Annotated in this window: 18 protein-coding genes; 9 read left to right on the top strand and 9 right to left on the bottom strand. The window is 38.7% G+C overall.

The genetic code is table 11. The annotated features are described in order from the left end of the window. On the top strand, positions 1-1,218 hold the full coding sequence (locus EU510_RS13820) for an aspartate kinase (protein ID WP_149593966.1): 1,218 nt from the start codon (positions 1-3) through the stop codon (positions 1,216-1,218). Between the two features lie 91 nt (positions 1,219-1,309). After that, positions 1,310-1,501 (top strand): carbon storage regulator CsrA, encoded by a 192-nt coding sequence (csrA, locus tag EU510_RS13825; protein ID WP_004587515.1) that lies wholly within the window; start codon positions 1,310-1,312, stop codon positions 1,499-1,501. A 50-nt stretch (positions 1,502-1,551) separates the two neighbouring features. Here csrA and EU510_RS13830 read toward each other — a convergent pair whose 3' ends face one another. The 3 genes from EU510_RS13830 to EU510_RS13840 all read right to left on the bottom strand — a co-directional run bounded on the left by EU510_RS13830 (position 1,552) and on the right by EU510_RS13840 (position 2,576). Continuing rightward, positions 1,552-2,019, bottom strand: coding sequence for a YcxB family protein (locus tag EU510_RS13830; RefSeq protein ID WP_149593967.1), 468 nt, complete (start codon positions 2,017-2,019; stop codon positions 1,552-1,554). A 133-nt stretch (positions 2,020-2,152) separates the two neighbouring features. Next, positions 2,153-2,344: a hypothetical protein gene (locus EU510_RS13835; RefSeq protein ID WP_002961938.1), complete on the bottom strand. Its 192-nt coding sequence runs from the start codon at positions 2,342-2,344 to the stop codon at positions 2,153-2,155. A 58-nt stretch (positions 2,345-2,402) separates the two neighbouring features. Continuing rightward, positions 2,403-2,576, bottom strand: coding sequence for a DUF1328 domain-containing protein (locus tag EU510_RS13840; RefSeq protein ID WP_002961939.1), 174 nt, complete (start codon positions 2,574-2,576; stop codon positions 2,403-2,405). A gap of 519 nt (positions 2,577-3,095) precedes the next feature. On the opposite strand from EU510_RS13840, the gene EU510_RS13845 reads away from it, so the two are divergent. The 5 genes from EU510_RS13845 to EU510_RS19920 all read left to right on the top strand — a co-directional run bounded on the left by EU510_RS13845 (position 3,096) and on the right by EU510_RS19920 (position 7,568). Next, positions 3,096-3,341, top strand: coding sequence for an OadG family protein (locus EU510_RS13845; protein ID WP_149593968.1), 246 nt, complete (start codon positions 3,096-3,098; stop codon positions 3,339-3,341). An 11-nt stretch (positions 3,342-3,352) separates the two neighbouring features. Further along, positions 3,353-5,134, top strand: a complete 1,782-nt coding sequence (gene oadA / locus EU510_RS13850) for a sodium-extruding oxaloacetate decarboxylase subunit alpha (RefSeq protein WP_149593969.1) — start codon at positions 3,353-3,355, stop codon at positions 5,132-5,134. A 13-nt stretch (positions 5,135-5,147) separates the two neighbouring features. Continuing rightward, on the top strand, positions 5,148-6,278 hold the full coding sequence (locus tag EU510_RS13855) for a sodium ion-translocating decarboxylase subunit beta (RefSeq protein ID WP_149593970.1): 1,131 nt from the start codon (positions 5,148-5,150) through the stop codon (positions 6,276-6,278). A 128-nt stretch (positions 6,279-6,406) separates the two neighbouring features. After that, positions 6,407-7,378, top strand: coding sequence for an aldo/keto reductase family oxidoreductase (locus EU510_RS13860; protein ID WP_149593971.1), 972 nt, complete (start codon positions 6,407-6,409; stop codon positions 7,376-7,378). Between the two features lie 13 nt (positions 7,379-7,391). Further along, on the top strand, positions 7,392-7,568 hold the full coding sequence (locus tag EU510_RS19920; protein ID WP_188085425.1) for a hypothetical protein: 177 nt from the start codon (positions 7,392-7,394) through the stop codon (positions 7,566-7,568). A gap of 75 nt (positions 7,569-7,643) precedes the next feature. Here the strand turns inward: EU510_RS19920 and EU510_RS13865 are convergent, their stop codons facing one another. Further along, positions 7,644-8,957 (bottom strand): peptidoglycan DD-metalloendopeptidase family protein, encoded by a 1,314-nt coding sequence (locus EU510_RS13865; RefSeq protein WP_149593972.1) that lies wholly within the window; start codon positions 8,955-8,957, stop codon positions 7,644-7,646. Between the two features lie 323 nt (positions 8,958-9,280). On the opposite strand from EU510_RS13865, the gene tyrS reads away from it, so the two are divergent. Next, a complete protein-coding gene (gene tyrS / locus EU510_RS13870) occupies positions 9,281-10,480 on the top strand; it encodes a tyrosine--tRNA ligase (RefSeq protein WP_149593973.1) in 1,200 nt (399 codons plus the stop codon). Between the two features lie 63 nt (positions 10,481-10,543). On the opposite strand, the gene EU510_RS13875 is transcribed toward tyrS, so the two are convergent. The 4 genes from EU510_RS13875 to folE2 form a co-directional block, all read right to left on the bottom strand. Then, a complete protein-coding gene (locus EU510_RS13875; RefSeq protein ID WP_149593974.1) occupies positions 10,544-11,488 on the bottom strand; it encodes a cobalamin biosynthesis protein in 945 nt (314 codons plus the stop codon). After that, positions 11,489-12,196: a 5'-methylthioadenosine/S-adenosylhomocysteine nucleosidase gene (mtnN, locus tag EU510_RS13880; RefSeq protein WP_149593975.1), complete on the bottom strand. Its 708-nt coding sequence runs from the start codon at positions 12,194-12,196 to the stop codon at positions 11,489-11,491. A 121-nt stretch (positions 12,197-12,317) separates the two neighbouring features. Beyond that, a complete protein-coding gene (locus tag EU510_RS13885) occupies positions 12,318-12,914 on the bottom strand; it encodes a DUF2726 domain-containing protein (RefSeq protein ID WP_149593976.1) in 597 nt (198 codons plus the stop codon). Between the two features lie 115 nt (positions 12,915-13,029). Next, entirely contained in the window at positions 13,030-13,950 is a 921-nt protein-coding gene (gene folE2, locus EU510_RS13890; RefSeq protein ID WP_149593977.1) for a GTP cyclohydrolase FolE2, read from the bottom strand. Positions 13,951-14,182: 232 nt separating this feature from the next. Here folE2 and arcB point away from each other — a divergent pair, with 232 nt between their 5' ends. After that, the gene (arcB, locus tag EU510_RS13895; RefSeq protein WP_149593978.1) at positions 14,183-16,501 is read left to right on the top strand and encodes an aerobic respiration two-component sensor histidine kinase ArcB; all 2,319 of its coding nucleotides are present in this window, start codon (positions 14,183-14,185) and stop codon (positions 16,499-16,501) included. A gap of 16 nt (positions 16,502-16,517) precedes the next feature. On the opposite strand, the gene arcA is transcribed toward arcB, so the two are convergent. Then, a complete protein-coding gene (gene arcA / locus EU510_RS13900; protein WP_002962549.1) occupies positions 16,518-17,234 on the bottom strand; it encodes a two-component system response regulator ArcA in 717 nt (238 codons plus the stop codon). Positions 17,235-17,497 lie beyond the last annotated feature (263 nt).

A 17,497-nucleotide genomic window follows, 5' to 3' on the forward strand; every position in this document is an offset into this window, starting at 1 on the left:
GTGGCGCTTATTGTTCAAAAATTCGGTGGCACTTCGGTCGGCTCAATAGAGCGAATTGAAGCGGTCGCCGACCTTGTTGTAAAAACCAGGCAACAAGGACATCAAGTGGTTGTGGTGCTCTCGGCTATGTCGGGAGAAACCAACCGCTTAATTAATCTCGCCAAACAAATTGATACTCGCCCGAGTAGCCGTGAACTAGACGTACTTATTAGCACCGGAGAGCAGGTTTCTGTTTCGCTCCTTGCTATGGCTATTATAAAACGTGGCCACTCTGCTGTGAGCTTATTAGCCGATCAAGTCAATATTTTAACCGATAACATGTTTGGTAAAGCTCGTATTGCAGAGGTTGCTGCTACGCGTTTAAAGCATGAGCTTGAACATAATCGTATTGCTATTATTGCTGGGTTTCAGGGGCGTGATGTTGAGGGCAACATTACAACGCTTGGGCGCGGCGGCACCGATACATCGGCTGTAGAAATAGCTGCGGCTATAAAAGCTGACGAATGCCAGATCTATACCGACGTTGACGGCGTATACACTACAGATCCTCGTGTTGAGCCTAACGCGCGCAGAATGAGCCAAGTTACATTTGCCGAGATGCTGGAGCTGGCAAGTTTAGGGGCGAAAGTTTTGCATATTCGCTCGGTAGAAGCCGCAGGCAAACATAATGTGCCACTTAGGGTGCTTTCGAGCTTTAATCCTGATGAAGGTACATTAATAAGTTTTGAGGAGAACGATATGCCAAGCAAGGTGGTATCGGGGATTGCGTTTAATCGTGACGAATGTTTAATTAAGGTACAAGGTGTGCCAACGGGCACGCAATATCTTTCAAAAATATTGAAACTTTTTGCTGATAATGGCATCGAAATAGATATGATTAATCAAGTTAATCATAACTTTGAAAAAATAGACTATGCTTTTACTGTGCACTCGAATGATTATCTGCAAGCACTTGAATTATTGAGTGAAGATCAAGCTCAACTCAGTGCTCAAAATATAAGCGGATTGCAAGCAGTAGCTAAAGTTTCTGCTGTTGGCATGGGTATGAAATCACATTCTGGTGTCGCTAGTTTATTTTTTGATGCATTAGCGCAGGAAAATATTAATGTGGTTTTAGTCTCGACTTCAGAGATTAAAATTTCAGTTTTAATAGATGAAAAGTACTTAGAGTTAGCTGTTCGTGCATTACACAAGGCATTTTTAACAGAAAATGGATAGATTGCGAGTTTTTACTTACTTTTCAGTCTAATTTTCATTAGTATGTTTAAGCGGAATCTTATAATTTTTATTGGAACATGGGAGCAAGAGAATGCTAATACTAACTCGTAGAGTAGGTGAAACCCTAATGATTGGTGACGAAGTAACAGTTACTGTTCTAGGTGTTAAAGGAAATCAAGTTCGAATCGGTGTTAATGCACCAAAAGACGTATCAGTGCATCGTGAAGAGATTTACATGCGCATACAAGCTGAAAAGTCGAACCCTAATCCGGGCAATGCTTAATCAACACGTATACGTAGTTGAGTAATTAACTCAACTAGACTAAAAGCCACTCACTGAGTGGCTTTTTTGTTTATAAAAGCGAGTGTTTCTGGGCTAAGTATTTGTTTTGATATGTACTGCATGCCGCTTTTGTTTTTAATAATAATACCTTGCTGGGTGTCTATTACTTCGCTTATATTTTGCCATTCTAATTGATAGGTTTTGTAATGATTAGCAGATTTAATACCTTCTTCATCAAAGGTAAGTGTTACCTCAGAGCCTGATGCTCTGCTGAGCATTTGTCTGGTTACCCACCATGGTCTGCGATAGTAAAAAGCGACGCACTCGAGTACCGCTAACATGATCATAAACGATCCTAAGTAATGATCGTCTAAAATATAAATGCCAAATAAACCAAGCGCAACTAACAACACAAGTAAAAAGTATTTAGGTTTTGCACGCTTACTATAAGGGAGTGACTCATCAAAACACTCGTAAAAGTAGGATTTATCTAATGTGTAGGTGGTTGTGAATGCCATTTTGCCTTGCTTTAAATATCGTTTTTTTTATTTTAACAAGCTAACTGCTAAATGAGCAGCTTTATAGTTAGTGATTTTATTACTGGCACAAAAAAACGGCTCGAGAGCCGTTTTTTTAGCGGTACAAGAAGAATTAACAGTTAGTTTCTTCAGCGTTCACGCCTTCTTTAACATTTTCACATGCATCTTCAACAGAGTTTTGCACGTCAGTTACTGCTTCGTCGATACGTTCGCCAGCATCTTCTGCATGGTTGTCTTCACAACCCATCATGAAAAAACCTGCAAATACTGCGATTAGTGCTGCTTTTAAAGTTGTAGAGTTCATAGTGTAATTCCTTGTAAGTATTAATTAAATTTTAGTGTTTGTTAGTTGAATGCTTTATCTACCTGGGTGATTTACCACGTAGTGCACCTGAAACTAATGAAATCACTAAAAGTACTAAAAAGATAAAAAATATAATTTTTGCTATACCAGCTGCGGCACCTGCGATGCCACCAAAACCTAACACTGCAGCGATTAAAGCAATAACTAAAAATGTAATTGTCCAGCGTAACATTGTTTTCTCCTTGGTTATCAAATTTGCTCATAACAACTAATGCCAGTTATATGCCAAGGTTTATTTGCTATAAATATCAATGGTTTATTATTTTTTACTGTTGTTCTAGTTATTAGTTGGTTAGTAACTTTTACGCTTTGTTATGTAAGTTATTCACACTGTTGCAAATAACTGCTAAATGTCTACTAAATAGGCTTGACTTGGTAAGACCAATTAACAATTGGTGTGTGGCTTTGCATTTAACATTAAAAGTTGGTGTTTATTTTTACTTAGCTTGATAGTTAATTAACAACTTCCATATAACTATTAGCTATAGTCGTTATTTCTTGTATGTATTGTAGAGCGCGTGATTGCTGAGTTATAGCATGTAAATTAATTGAGTGTTATGTTGTGTATTGTTTAATTGGTTTTACCAATTTACAAGATATAGACAAAGCGATTAGTTTTGTTATTATCCAGTGAATAAATATTTAATTAAATCGATTTTTTATTTTCGATATGGGTTTCAAGGGGAGAAAAATGGATATAGGTGCTCTACTCACAACGGCTGGTAACTTAATGCTTACTGGCATGGTTGGGGTGTTTGTATTTCTGTCGATATTAATTGGTGCAGTAACGCTTATGTCTAATTTGGTGACGCGCTTTAGCGAACCTGACGTGGCGACACCAGTTAAATCACCATCTTTTAAATCTCAAGGTGTGCCTAATGAGCACATCGCTGCTATTAGTGCTGCCATTGCTCAGTACAAATCAAATAATAACTAAGGGGCACACACATGGCTAAATTAAAATTAACAGAATTAGTATTACGCGACGCTCACCAGTCTTTATTAGCAACACGTATGCGCCTAGACGATATGCTACCGATTGCTAGCAAATTAGATGATGCGGGTTATTGGTCTATTGAATCGTGGGGCGGTGCTACATTTGACTCGTGTATTCGTTATTTAGGCGAAGATCCTTGGGAGCGTATTCGTGCACTTAAAAAAGCGATGCCTAATACTAAACAGCAAATGCTATTACGCGGTCAAAACTTATTAGGTTACCGCCATTACGCTGATGACGTAGTTGAAAAGTTTGTAGAACGTGCACATAAAAATGGCGTTGACGTATTTCGTATATTCGATGCAATGAACGATGTTCGCAACCTAGAAACAGCTATTAAAGCGGCTGTGAAAGTAGGCGCTCACGCTCAAGGTACTATTTCGTACACAGTTAGCCCAGTTCATACACTTGATATGTGGCTAACTCTTGCAAAACAGCTTGAAGATATGGGTTGTCATTCAATTTGTATTAAAGATATGGCGGGTTTATTAAAGCCGTACGATGCTGAAAAACTAATTAAAGCACTTAAAGAAACTGTATCAATTCCAATTGCTATGCAGTGCCACGCTACAACAGGTTTAAGTACTGCTACTTACCAAAAAGCAATTGATGCCGGCATTGATATGCTCGATACCGCTATTTCATCAATGAGTATGACTTATGGGCATTCTGCAACTGAAACTATTGTATCGATAGTTGAAGGGACTGAGCGCGATACTGAGCTCGATTTAAACCACCTAGAAGAAATTGCTGCTTACTTTAGAGATGTACGTAAAAAATATGCGGCATTTGAAGGTAGCTTAAAAGGGGTTGATGGGCGTATTTTATTAGCTCAAGTACCAGGTGGCATGCTTACAAACATGGAAAACCAACTTAAAGAGCAAGGCGCAGCCGATAAGCTTAATGAGGTTTTACTTGAGATCCCACGTGTACGTGAAGACCTTGGCTTTTTACCTTTAGTAACACCAACGTCGCAAATTGTTGGCACTCAAGCGGTACTTAATGTGCTAACGGGTGAGCGTTATAAAACAATTACTAAAGAAACTGCTGGCGTATTAAAAGGTGAATATGGCTTAACACCAGCACCAATGAATAAAGAGCTACAAGAGCGTGTACTTGATGGAGCAGAGGTTATTACTTGTCGCCCTGCTGATAACATTGCACCTGAGCTTGCAACGCTTGAAGCTGAATTATTAAAAGAAGCACAAGAGCAAGGTTTAACACTTGCTGATGATCAAATTGATGACGTATTAACTTATGCATTATTCCCACAAGTTGGTTTGAAGTTTATTAAAAACCGCAACAACCCAGATGCATTTGAGCCAGTACCTTCTGTTGAAGATAAAAGCAGTAAAGCGCCTTCTAAATCAGCTTCAAATAGTAACAAAGTGAAGGCTGAGCAGTACAGCGTAAAAGTAGATGGTAAAGTTTATGACGTAGTAGTAGCGCAAGGTGGTGAACTTAAAGAAGTAACATTAAAAGACTCTGAGCACATTCCTCAGTCTGCATCGGTTGCATCAGGTGAAACACTTAACGCGCCTCTAGCCGGTAATATTTTTAAGATTAAGGTAAAAGCTGGGCAAGTTGTTAACGAAGGCGATGTAGTGATTATTATGGAAGCCATGAAAATGGAAACTGAAATACGCGCTACGCATACCGGAACAATTGCTGAAGTGTTAGTTAGTGAAGGCGATGCTGTAACTACCGGCGACGCTATGATTGCATTAGCTTAGGAGTAAATAGAGGATGGAAGGTATTTTAAACCTCTGGAATGCGACAGGCATTGCTAACTTTACAATCCCATCGTTAATAATGATTGCGGTAGGGTGTTTACTACTGTTTTTAGCGATAGCTAAAGGCTTTGAACCACTATTACTATTACCTATTGGTTTTGGTGCAATTTTAACAAATGTACCAGTGGCAGGTTTGTCAGACCCCGGTGGGCTTTTGTACTACGTTTATTATGTGGGTATTGATACGGGGATTTTTCCGCTGTTGATATTTATGGGAGTAGGGGCGCTGACCGACTTTAGCGCGCTTATTGCAAACCCACGTATGTTGTTATTAGGTGCGGCTGCACAGTTTGGTATTTTTGCTACATTGTTTGGCGCTATATTACTTAACTATGTACCAGGTTTTGAATTTACTCTACAGGACGCATCGGCTATAGCCATTATAGGTGGTGCCGATGGGCCAACGGCAATATTTCTAGCATCAAAACTGGCACCTGATTTACTAGGTGCAATAGCAGTAGCTGCATATTCATACATGGCACTTGTGCCAATTATTCAGCCGCCAATTATGCGTGCGCTAACCACACCAGAAGAGCGCCAAATTAAGATGCCTGAATTACGTAAGGTATCTAAAAAGGAAAAGATCATTTTTCCTCTTATGGTACTTAGTTTAACGGCAATGTTTTTACCGGCTGCTATACCGCTTGTAGGTATGTTTTGTTTAGGTAACTTAATGCGGGAGTCGGGTGTTGTTGATAGATTAAGTAACAGTGCTCAAAACGAAATCATCAATGTTACAACTATATTTTTAGGCTTAGCTGTAGGCTCAAAGCTTGCTGCAGATAAGTTTTTAACTGTTGAGACGATTGGTATTTTAGTGCTTGGCGCACTGGCTTTTGCAGTAGGTACGGCATCTGGCGTATTTATGGCAAAAGGACTTAACCGTATATCTAAAACACCTATAAATCCATTAATTGGGGCGGCAGGTGTATCGGCTGTGCCAATGGCTGCACGAGTAGTTAATAAAGTGGGCCTTGAAAGTAACCCACATAACTTTTTACTTATGCATGCAATGGGTCCAAACGTAGCCGGTGTTTTAGGTAGCGCAGTAGCTGCTGGTATATTACTAGCACTTGTTGGCTAAGCTCTCGCTTTAAAATTTAACCAACCATTAAGCGCAGTTTACTGCGCTTTTTTTTGTGCCTAATTTGTAGATAGATACAGCGTTTTTGTTTACAGTGATGACTCTTCTAAATTTTAAGGACAGTTATCATGCTTCACACACCTTTAGCAAAACACTTACCTCATGTTAGTAAACTTGTATTTGGTTGCATGGGTTTAGGCGGTGGTTGGAACAAAGATGCAATTACTAGCGCACACCTAAAGCAAACTCATGAATGTATAGATAACGCTATTGAAGGTGGAATTAACTTTTTTGACCATGCCGACATTTATACCTTTGGGAAAGCAGAGCAGGTTTTTGGTAAAGCATTAAGTGAGCGCCCAGAACTTAGAGAAAAAATGTATATTCAATCTAAGTGCGGTATTCGCTTTGAAGATGAGCAAGGACCAAAGCGTTATGACTTCTCTGCAAAATGGATAGAGGAGTCGGTTGAAGGCTCGCTAAAGCGTTTAAACACAGATTACCTCGATGTACTTATGCTACACCGTCCAGATCCGCTTATGGAAGTAGATGAAATAGCGCAGATATTTAGCTGCTTAAAAGAAAGCGGCAAAGTGCGTAATTTTGCAGTATCTAACATGCAGCAACACCAAATGAATTTTTTACAGCACGCACTTGATATGCCTATTGTAGCTAATCAAATTGAAGCGAGCTTGCAAAAACACCAGTTTGTTGATGAAGGTATATATGCGGGTAACGCTGATGGTAAAAATCTCAATTTTACTCCAGGAAGCATTGAATACTGTCGTCATTTTGAAATTCAAATTCAGAGCTGGGGCAGTTTATGCCAGGGTTTATACAGCGGTAGTGATGTATCAAACGCATCGCAAGCCGATATAAACACCAGTCTTTTAGTTAGTAAGCTAGCTGCACTTTACGATACTTCTGCTGAGGCTATTGTGCTGGCATGGTTGCTTCGCCATCCTGCATCGATTCAGCCAATAATTGGTACTACTAATGCTAAACGCATTAAAGCATCGTGTGATGCTGTAAACGTAAAACTAACTCGTGAGCATTGGTATGCACTTTATGTAAGCGCTAAAGGCCACGAATTACCATAAGTAGGGCACTAATATGAATATATTCGTTATTTTAATTGGGTTGTTTGTAGCACTTGCAGTACTCATACCTTTACTTGAAAAGTATCAGAGTAAAATGGGACTTGATGGTGCAACCAAATACAGCAAATATATTTGGCCGTTAGTGATGGTATCTTTAGTTATTCAGCTCATTTATGTATTAGTGTATTAATGAGTAGATAATTTACATAAAAAAGCCTTTGCAAGTGTAACTTGCAAAGGCTTTTTTAATGCTTATAACTAAACTTTATTTAAGTGCAACTTGTAGTTCGCGGTTGCGCTCAAGTTGGGCAATAAAGTTATCCGCAATAGGTTTAAACTTAGCAAGTTCTGAGCGAGGTAATGGCTCTGACTTAGGAAGCTTTACAGTTTTAGGGTTACGGTGAACGCCATTTACTAAAAATTCGTAGTGTAAATGTGCGCCAGTAACACGACCTGTAGACCCTACAGTACCAATTTGTTGGCCCTGTTTAACTTTTTGGCCAGTTTTAACTAGTTTCTTATTTAGGTGTAAGTACTTAGTTACATATTGTGTGCCATGGCTAATAAATACATAGTTACCGTTGTATTTGCTGTAACCCGCTTTAATTACTTTACCATTACCTGATGAAACCACTGGTGTGCCGGTGCGCGCAGCAAAGTCGATACCACGATGCGCTCTAACTTGCCCAGTAACTGGGTGTAAGCGGCGAGGGTTAAAGCTCGAACTAATATATTTAAAGTTTACTGGTGCACGTAAAAATGCTTTTTTCATGCTACGCCCTTCTGGCGTATAAAAATTGCCGTCGGTATGGCGAATCGCTGCAAAGCGCTGACCTTGGTTTACAAATTCAGCAGCAATAATCTTACCAGTGCCAATAAACTCGCCATCAACATAATGAGATTCGTAAATTAAGCCAAATACATCGCCTTTACGAATATCATTTGCAAAATCAACATCCCAACCAAATATGTCAGCAAAGTTCATTATTTGACGTTCGCTTAAACCTGCCGCAATTGCTGAAGTCCAAAAGTTATTAGATATTTCGCCGCCAGCGGTTTTGGTTAGCGTTTCAATTTCTTTACTATCAATAGCTGTATCGTAATTACCTTCGTCATTTAAGGTAACAAATAAAGTATCTGTTTTTGAAATTACATAACGCAGTTGAGCTAAAGAGCCGTCTTCAGCTGTGGCAAAACTAAGTATTTCACCAGGATGAATTTTAGTTAGCTTGCGGGTCTCTGCATTAGTGTTAATTAATTTATGAAGCGTTTGAGCTGAAAAACCAGCACGCTTAAAGATAATTGCTAAATTGTCGCCATTTTTAACTTTATGATCGACAAAGTCGTATTCTGGTAACTTTTCTGCTGCTTGCTCTGAATTTAGCTCAGTTAATTTTTCGTTGTCATCAACTTTAACTTGTAACTCATAGCGCTTACCAATCTCTAGTGCATTCGCACTATTGTCTTTGGAAGCAGTGGCTTTTTCAGAAGGAAGAAAGGCTAAGCCAACAATAGCAGAAACCAAACCTAGAATAAGCAATTTGTGTTTTTTGGGGAGCGTGTTAACCACGTGAACCATAACGTGCCTTTTTCTGCTGTCAAGATAATAAATACATAATATTGCAGGATATACTTAATAATGTACGAATACTAGTGTTTTGTAGATTTAAACTAACCTTAAACTGCGCTAAAATCGAGGTTAGGAAGCCTTTTTTAACGCTCTACCTCGCTAAGACTTAATTGATTTAGTTTAGTTGCATGAATCACTTAAAAAGTTGTTTTAATTAGGTAGAAATTTGTTATGTTAGCTACATCTATTTATTCGGTTTAAACCTTTATTAAACCGTGACTACGCAAGTAACTAGTCGCCCCTTCGTCGGCAGAATTTTGGAGTAATACACAGTGGATTTACAAACCGCTCTAGCAGAGATAAAACGCGGTGCAGAAGAAATATTAATTGAAGACGAACTAGTTGAAAAACTAAAGTCGGGCAAGAAGCTAAAAATAAAAGCAGGCTTTGATCCTACAGCGCCCGATTTACACTTAGGGCACACTGTACTAATTAATAAAATGAAAACCTTTCAGGATTTAGGTCATGAGGTTATTTTCTTAATTGGCGACTTTACTGGCATGATTGGTGACCCAACGGGGAAAAACGTAACGCGTAAACCACTTACCCGTGAAGACGTACTAGCCAATGCCGAAACATATAAAGAACAAGTATTCAAAATTCTAGACCCTGCTAAGACCACTGTTGCATTTAACTCTACTTGGATGGAAAATTTAGGCGCTGCAGGCATGATTAAACTTGCTGCAAATCAAACCGTAGCACGTATGCTTGAACGCGACGACTTTAAAAAGCGTTATGGAAGCGGCCAACCAATTGCAATTCATGAGTTTTTATATCCACTGGTACAAGGTTGGGATTCGGTTGCACTAGAGTCTGATGTTGAACTAGGCGGTACTGATCAGCGCTTTAACTTGTTAATGGGCCGTGAGCTACAAAAAGTAGAAGGCCAAAAGCCGCAAACAGTATTAATGATGCCATTACTTGAAGGTACTGACGGCGTTCAAAAAATGTCTAAGTCGCTTGGTAACTACATTGGTATTACTGATGCGCCTAACGATATGTTTGGTAAAATAATGTCAATTAGTGATGTGCTAATGTGGCGTTACTACGACTTATTAAGTGCGCTTTCTATTGAAGAAATTGCAGCTCAAAAAGAACGTGTTGAGCAAGGTACGAATCCGCGCGATATTAAAATTGAACTAGCTAAAGAGCTAATTGCTCGTTTTCATAGTGAAGCTGATGCACAAGGTGCACATGATGATTTTATTCAGCGTTTTCAGAAAAAAGCGTTACCAGATGAAATCCCAGAGCTAACAATCACTATTGCAGAAGATACTATTTTAATTGCTAACTTGCTTAAAGAAGCAAATTTAGTAGTAAGTACATCAGAAGCAATGCGTATGATTAAGCAAGGTGCAGTTAAACTCAACGGTGAAGATAAAATCACTGATACTAAACTTGAAGTAGCAAAAGGCACGACGGCTATTTACCAAGTAGGTAAACGTAAGTTTGCAAACATCACTGTAGCTTAAGCACAGTTTAAAAACGCAAAAACCAGCCTCGGCTGGTTTTTTTGTGCTCGTATTTTGAGCCCTTTAAATCAATTTTAATATTTCAATGCAGGCTATCACTAACAACCAAAATACACGTGCCTGATTTAACCTATTAATTATTACAGGTACATCCTCGGGTGTAGGTAGTCTATCAGTACCAATACGCATTTTATTAAAGCGAGCACCTAAATAAGCAGCAGGTCCGCCCAACTGCACGCCAAGTGATGCAGAACATGTGCTTAAGAGCCAACCTGTATTTGTTTGATAAAAATGCCTGCCATAATGCTTTATATAATGCATGCTTTGTTTGCTTGCTCGACTTGCTGCAATAGTTAAAGCGAGTAAGCGCATCGGAATATATTCAATAATAAACAAGAGTGTTTTAAGCGGTTTTAAAAAGTAACTATTTGGGGGGATATCACTACGCCATGCTTGTTGTATTAAGGTAAGTAACCGATAGGCAAGGGCGGCTATAGGGCCAAATGCTAAAAATATAAATATGACCACGAAATAGTATCGAGCGGTACGCAGTATTAAGCTCTCAATTAATGCTTTGATAATACCAGCTGATGAAAGTCTATTAACTTCACGGGCAAGCAGTGGTTTTAGTAATTCGCGTGCTGTGGATTTTTGATTTTGTTTAGTTAGCTTTGCAATGCGAAGTGCTTTTTTATCGATGCTCTTACTTTCTAGGCATAAGTATAAAATAAGGCCTGCGAGTAATTCAGGGTAAAAAGCAAACTCGAGTAGTAACACTACAATAATGAGAATAACACTTAAAATAAGTGAGCTTGCGAGTATAGCTGCCAAATATTGATAGCTTTTAGGTTCTTTGCTTTTGTATATGCGCTTGCCAATAGCACTAAAAACAGCATTTAACGCTGTATTGGGATGATACCAGCTAATAAGAGGAATAAAGCGCTCAGCAAGGAGCGCTAGTATAAAGGCAATAAAGTCCAAGTGATTTTGAACAATATTGCTAAGCATTTACAGAGATACTGCTGTAAGCTTTTCTAAAAGTGAGACAACCATTTTAGATGAGTTGATTGATGCCGTTTCTAAATATTCTTCAAATGATTGTGGTGACTCTTTACCTGCAATATCAGACATAGAACGAATAACAACAAACGGTGTATTAAGTGTAAAACACGTTTGAGCAATTGATGCGCCTTCCATCTCAACAGCTAGCATTGATGGAAAATCACTACGTGCTTTATCAATGCGTACAGGGTCACACATGAATGTGTCGCCAGTACAAATTAAACCAACAAGTGTTTTAACATCACTAATTTTTGCGATTGTTTGCTGTGCTGCTTCAACTAATTTAGGGTGAGCTGCAAAGCCTGCTGGCATTTGTGGAACTTGGCCAATTTCGTAACCAAAAGCAGTCACGTCTACATCGTGATGACGTACTTCTGACGAAATTACTACGTCGCCAACACTTAGTGATGGATCGAATCCACCGGCAGAACCAGTGTTAATTACGCAATCAGGTTTAAAGTTATCAATAAGCAAGGTAGTTGCAATCGTTGATGCTACTTTACCAATACCAGATTGAACAAGTGTCACTGTGTTACCAGCTAATTCGCCAGTATAAAAAGTAAAACCTGCTTTAGTTAAAATTTGTGGATTTTGCATAGCTTCACGTAAAATTTTAACTTCTGGCTCCATTGCGCCAATAATACCAACATTCATAATGTTTAATTCCTGAGTTTGAATCATTTGATTATACGTGAAGTTAGCAATAAAAAACAAAAAAGCGAGCTTGTTTATGAGCTCGCTTTAAATACTTTTAGGAGAGTATTTAATTCAGTTTTTAAATTTCAGCTAAAGCGGTGGTTTGTGCTTTAGCTTGTGACGGTGAAAGTACCGCAGGTTTTTGAGACCTATTACGAACAGGGCGCTGCGTTTGTGCTGTAGCAGGCTTACCTATTTTAAACATAATTGCGTCGCGTACTTCTGAAGGACGGTAGCCCGATTTAACTTTCATACGAATATGTGGAATACCCGCAGACTCTAATGCACCGTTTACAAACCAGTCGCGTTGAGCTTTATGGCCATCTTTGTTGGCATTGTTAACTAGGTCAACAGCGGCAACAATAGTCATTTTTTCTTTGTCGATTAATACAAAGTCGAGTTGTTTATTTTTAGCTTTAGCTAAAGCAGCTCGCTTGGACTTAACCGATAGGCCTTGCTTACAATCAATCACGTCAATTAACTTAACGCGACTAACAACTTTATATTGATCGCCAACAGCACGTTCTAGAAGATTTAAAAAAGCGCCTTCAACCTGCGTAAAAACAGTTTGCTTGCGGGTAAAAGGATACGGGTTTCCGCCATCGTCATTAAATTTTGACGCAACAACAGAGGCCCCGACAACTAACACTAGGATTAATAGTAAAGCGAATTCCATACGGTAACTCCATAACAACAAATTGACACTGCTCAAATAAAGCAATTTACGTGCCTAAAAAGTGTTAGTTATAAAATAAATACCGTCTATTTTTAAAAGTGAAACTACGCAGCAATTAAGCTTTGTAGCCACCTTCAATACCTTTGACCGCAATAGCTACAGCATCATGAGCATGGAGTGATTCATAATGGTTTATTTGCAGCCAGTAATCACTGTAAGCGTCTGCTTCTAACAATGCTTTAATTTTACGTGCGGCATCTTCACAAAACATCAGGTTTTGACCATTCAAACGGGCAAATTCTTGCTCGTCTTCACGCTTAACTGCCGCTTGTACTGGTGTTTTTAGCTCAGCTTCAAGGGTATTAATTAGCGTCACAACGTCAAATTCTTGAATATTGCTATCAAGTTTTACTTTTACATTTGCGATAGAACGCTGCGAGTGAGGTGTAGCTACAATGCCTTGTGTGGTGCCTAGCCATTCGTGCACATCTTTTTGGCTTAAGGTTTCTTGGTTAAATTTTTCGTTAAATGCATTTTGTATAAGTTGGCGCGCAAGTGCTGCAGAGCATGGGCAGGTTGAGGAATAGGTAACATCTACGGTTAGCTCGTAACTAATAATGTTATTTTCAATTGTGCTAGTTAGTAAAACAGGGTAGCTTTTCCAACCCGCTTTACCACTTAATAATGATTTACGGCGTAGCGGTAATTCAAATTTAAATTCAATTTGTGCTTTATCACTCAGCCCTTCGTGGCTCGTTATAAAGGTGTCGAGTGCTTGCGCTATAGTTTGCGGATTAACTTGCTGCTCGGTTGAAAGCAGATCAAGTGCCAAAAATAAGCGTGACATATGAATGCCTTTCGCATCTTCTTTATGCAAATTTACAAATGCACGCGCTTTAGCATTAACTGTAACCGGTGATAAGTCTCGTGACTCAAAAATAAATGGCAGTTCTATTTCGCCCATGCCCACCCAGTCTAATTTACCTGTTTGTAAAGCGGGTGCAGTGTCTGCTATATCTGGCATATTGGTTTGCATGTGCGCTACTCATATTTTGGAGATAATAAAGCGGGGCATTTTACACTAAATAATTTATTGCTGAAATGATGAGTTGAGGAGAGATGCGAAATCAAACATGAAAAATTCTGTTTTTATCGCACAACATGAATATAGGGAGAAGAAAAATGCTAAAATCTGGGGAAATGGCATATTTATACATGCGCATTGCCTTCTTTATATTTAAGCACACAGCTAAGAGATAAAATTACGTATGACCGATTATTCTTTGAGTCCCTGGGCTCGGGTACTTTCCAGCTCAATAACGCGATTTGGTGAATTTAAAACCGCAGCTATTTGTTACACCTTATTTTTAACGGTATCTCTTATTTTATCGAGCATGTTTTATTATGTTGCTATTGGTGAATTAAACCTTGTTGATATTTTGGCTGTGGTGTTTTTTACTGCTGTGGTTTCCCCTTTAATTATAAGTGTATTGCTTAATTCAATTCGTCAATTAGATGCCTCGTACGCTTATTTAGATAGCGCAACCAAACAAGAAAAGCTTTTAAATCAAACCTTAAAAGATAATATTAGTCGTTTAAATATTGAAATTGATGAACGTAAAATGGCGTTTCATGCCAAGCACCGCGCTATTGAAGAACTACGACGAGAAATTGCTGAGCGTAAAAAAACACAACAAGAACTTGCTCAACAAAGTATGTTGCAACGCTCAATAGTTGATTCATCTCCTGATTTATTTTATTACCGCGATAACAACGGTGTATTTGCCGGTTGTAATAAAATGTTTGAAGAAGTAATGGGAAAATCAAGCAGCGAACTCATTGGCAAAACGGTTGAGCAAATATTTCCTAGTCACTTTTTAGCTGAAGTTTTGAAAACCGACAAAGAAGTAGAGCAAAGCCATAAAGCGCTGACTATAGATGTAGGCTATGAAGTGGACGGTGAAACACGTTGGTTTGAGCTTCGTAAATTACCTTTTATAAATGATGACGGTGACTATATTGGTTTACTGGGTTTTGGTCGTGATATTACTAGCCGTAAAGAAGCGGCTCAAGCACTTGAAACTGCCTACAAAGATAAAGGTAAGTTTATTGCTACGCTAAGCCACGAGCTGCGTACTCCGCTTAATGGTATTGTTGGTTTAACACGAATGCTGCTTGATACTGATTTAAACAAGCAGCAGCGTAGTTGGGGTAATACTATTTTTTCGAGCGCTGAAACACTCGGTAATATTTTTAACGATATTATTGATTTAGATAAAATAGATAGAGATCAGCTCGATATAGCGACCAACTCTATTAATGTGTCAGACTTTATAAACGATGTAGTTAACTTTGCGGGTTTAATAGCAGAGCAAAAAGAACTTGAGTTTGATATTGAGCGCAATGGCATGCTTGATATTTATGCACAGCTCGATCCGACTCGTTTACGTCAAGTTGTTTGGAACTTAATTAATAACGCCGTTAAGTTTACTCAGCAAGGCAAAGTAACACTCGAATGTAGCCGAGAAAATCGTGTAGAAGGCCCATGGTTAGTTATTAAAGTGTCGGATACAGGTCAAGGTATTCCGCCGGAGCAGCTTGCTCATATATTTGATATGTATTACAAAGCTCCTGATTTAAAAGGTACTAATGCCATAGGCTCTGGTATTGGTTTAGCTGTAACTAAGGCACTTGTAAGTGCAATGAAAGGGATAATTACAGTAAATAGTACTGAAGGCGAAGGCAGCTGCTTTACAGTGCAAATACCACTTAGTTTATGCGTAGCACCAACAGAGCAAAGTTATGTTGGCCGTGGTTTGTATATTCTATTAGTAGAAGATGTACCTCTTAACGCCGAAATTGCTACAAACTTATTAGAGCAACGCGGTCATGAAGTGTTATGGGCTGAAACGGGTGAAGATGCACTCTCGTTTGTTGAAACCGAAGATGACTTAGATTTAGTACTACTTGATATGCAATTGCCAGATATAAACGGTGACGTGGTTGCTAAACAAATACGCTCAGATAGCCACTTTGATAAGCTCCCAATAGTTGCTTTAACAGCTAATGTACGCAGTGCTGAAAAAGAGCTTGAAGGTATTTCAATACAAGGAGCGCTTGCCAAACCAATTAATACAGTGAAGCTTGATAAAATGCTGGCTGACTTATTTGGTATTAAGCAAAGTGAATGCACAGAGCCACAGTTAAAAGTAAGTGAAGAAGCCCTTGAGAGTATTGATGGACACTTATTAGATATTGAAACAATAGAAGACTTTGTAAATTCGATGGGCTTAGTTGTGTTTAGACGCAGTAGCCAGCTATTCGAAAAGCTAAGTCCGCAGTATCAGCAAGAGTTACTTATTTCATTAACTGCCGGCGATAGAGAAGAATATGAATCAGTAGCGCATAAGCTTAAAGGTGCTGCTGGATCAGTCGGCCTAAATGATGTGCAGCTTCATGCCAAAACAATGGAGCATGGTGCGATTGATGAATCTGATGAAGTGTTAAAGCAGTGGTTAGATGTTCTATCAGATAAAATAAATGAAGGACAAAAAACCCTTCATTTATTTTTACAACAATTAGAGTAAAGCTAATTTACTCTAATTAAGCGTCAATTTTACCGATAAAGCGGTAACCTTCACCATGGATGGTGCTGATTAACTCAGACGTTGAGTTATCACTTTCAAAATGCTTACGAATGCGACGAATAGTAACGTCAACAGTACGGTCATTAGCACGAAGCTCACGGCCCGTCATATGCTTAATTAATTGCTCACGGCTGAAAATACGACCTGGAGAATCAAGCATTAAACGAAGTGCTCTATACTCACCTTTTGGTAAACGTTTTGCGTCGCCATTTGGAGAAGTAAGACAACGGCTGTTTTCATCAAGTTCCCAACCATTAAATGTAATAACACCATTTGTTTCTAGTGCAGACTCTTCACCGCCTAAAGCAGTACGAGTAATTAGGTTGCGAGCTCTAATAGTTAATTCACGCGGGTTGAATGGCTTAGTAACATAGTCATCTGCACCAATTTCAAGACCTAAAATACGGTCAACATCGTTGTCGCGACCAGTTAGGAATATAAGGCCTACTTTACGCTTTTGGCGTAATTCACGGGCTAAAATAAGACCGTTTTTACCAGGAAGGTTGATATCCATAACTACAAGATTAACGTCATCGTTATTTGTAAGCTTGTCATGCATATCATCGCCATCAATGGCTTCAATAACTTTGTACCCTTCAGCTTCAAATAAACTAACTAGGTTCAGTCGAGTTACGTCTTCATCTTCTACGATTAGAATGACTGGCGTTTGCATTATTAATTAACCTTTTGGAATATTTTATTTATAAAAAACCGGTGATGAACTTATAACCGATTACTAGAGATTATAGGATTATACCCATTTGTTAACAAGGAAAAAACAAATTGGATAAAAATAAAACAGCAGGGTGTCCAAAGTCTACTAAAAAGGGCAGTGCAAAAACTACTGTTTAATTGATATATACGTAGATGTAGTCATTTGAATCATAAAGTCGAAGCCATTTTCCTTTGATAATTGATACATCATTCAATCAAGCA

Source organism: Pseudoalteromonas sp. FUC4 (assembly GCF_008370255.1).
GTDB lineage: Bacteria > Pseudomonadota > Gammaproteobacteria > Enterobacterales > Alteromonadaceae > Pseudoalteromonas.

Excerpts from the sequence above, each read along its gene's own strand:
- csrA (WP_004587515.1), top strand. The coding sequence starts at position 1,310 with ATGCTAATACTAACTCGTAGAGTAGGTGAAACCCTAATGATTGGTGAC.
- EU510_RS13830 (WP_149593967.1), bottom strand. The coding sequence starts at position 2,019 with ATGGCATTCACAACCACCTACACATTAGATAAATCCTACTTTTACGAG.
- EU510_RS13835 (WP_002961938.1), bottom strand. The coding sequence starts at position 2,344 with ATGAACTCTACAACTTTAAAAGCAGCACTAATCGCAGTATTTGCAGGT.
- EU510_RS13840 (WP_002961939.1), bottom strand. The coding sequence starts at position 2,576 with ATGTTACGCTGGACAATTACATTTTTAGTTATTGCTTTAATCGCTGCA.
- EU510_RS13845 (WP_149593968.1), top strand. The coding sequence starts at position 3,096 with ATGGATATAGGTGCTCTACTCACAACGGCTGGTAACTTAATGCTTACT.
- oadA (WP_149593969.1), top strand. The coding sequence starts at position 3,353 with ATGGCTAAATTAAAATTAACAGAATTAGTATTACGCGACGCTCACCAG.
- EU510_RS13855 (WP_149593970.1), top strand. The coding sequence starts at position 5,148 with ATGGAAGGTATTTTAAACCTCTGGAATGCGACAGGCATTGCTAACTTT.
- EU510_RS13860 (WP_149593971.1), top strand. The coding sequence starts at position 6,407 with ATGCTTCACACACCTTTAGCAAAACACTTACCTCATGTTAGTAAACTT.
- EU510_RS19920 (WP_188085425.1), top strand. The coding sequence starts at position 7,392 with ATGAATATATTCGTTATTTTAATTGGGTTGTTTGTAGCACTTGCAGTA.
- EU510_RS13865 (WP_149593972.1), bottom strand. The coding sequence starts at position 8,957 with ATGGTTCACGTGGTTAACACGCTCCCCAAAAAACACAAATTGCTTATT.
- EU510_RS13875 (WP_149593974.1), bottom strand. The coding sequence starts at position 11,488 with ATGCTTAGCAATATTGTTCAAAATCACTTGGACTTTATTGCCTTTATA.
- mtnN (WP_149593975.1), bottom strand. The coding sequence starts at position 12,196 with ATGAATGTTGGTATTATTGGCGCAATGGAGCCAGAAGTTAAAATTTTA.
- EU510_RS13885 (WP_149593976.1), bottom strand. The coding sequence starts at position 12,914 with ATGGAATTCGCTTTACTATTAATCCTAGTGTTAGTTGTCGGGGCCTCT.
- folE2 (WP_149593977.1), bottom strand. The coding sequence starts at position 13,950 with ATGCAAACCAATATGCCAGATATAGCAGACACTGCACCCGCTTTACAA.
- arcB (WP_149593978.1), top strand. The coding sequence starts at position 14,183 with ATGACCGATTATTCTTTGAGTCCCTGGGCTCGGGTACTTTCCAGCTCA.
- arcA (WP_002962549.1), bottom strand. The coding sequence starts at position 17,234 with ATGCAAACGCCAGTCATTCTAATCGTAGAAGATGAAGACGTAACTCGA.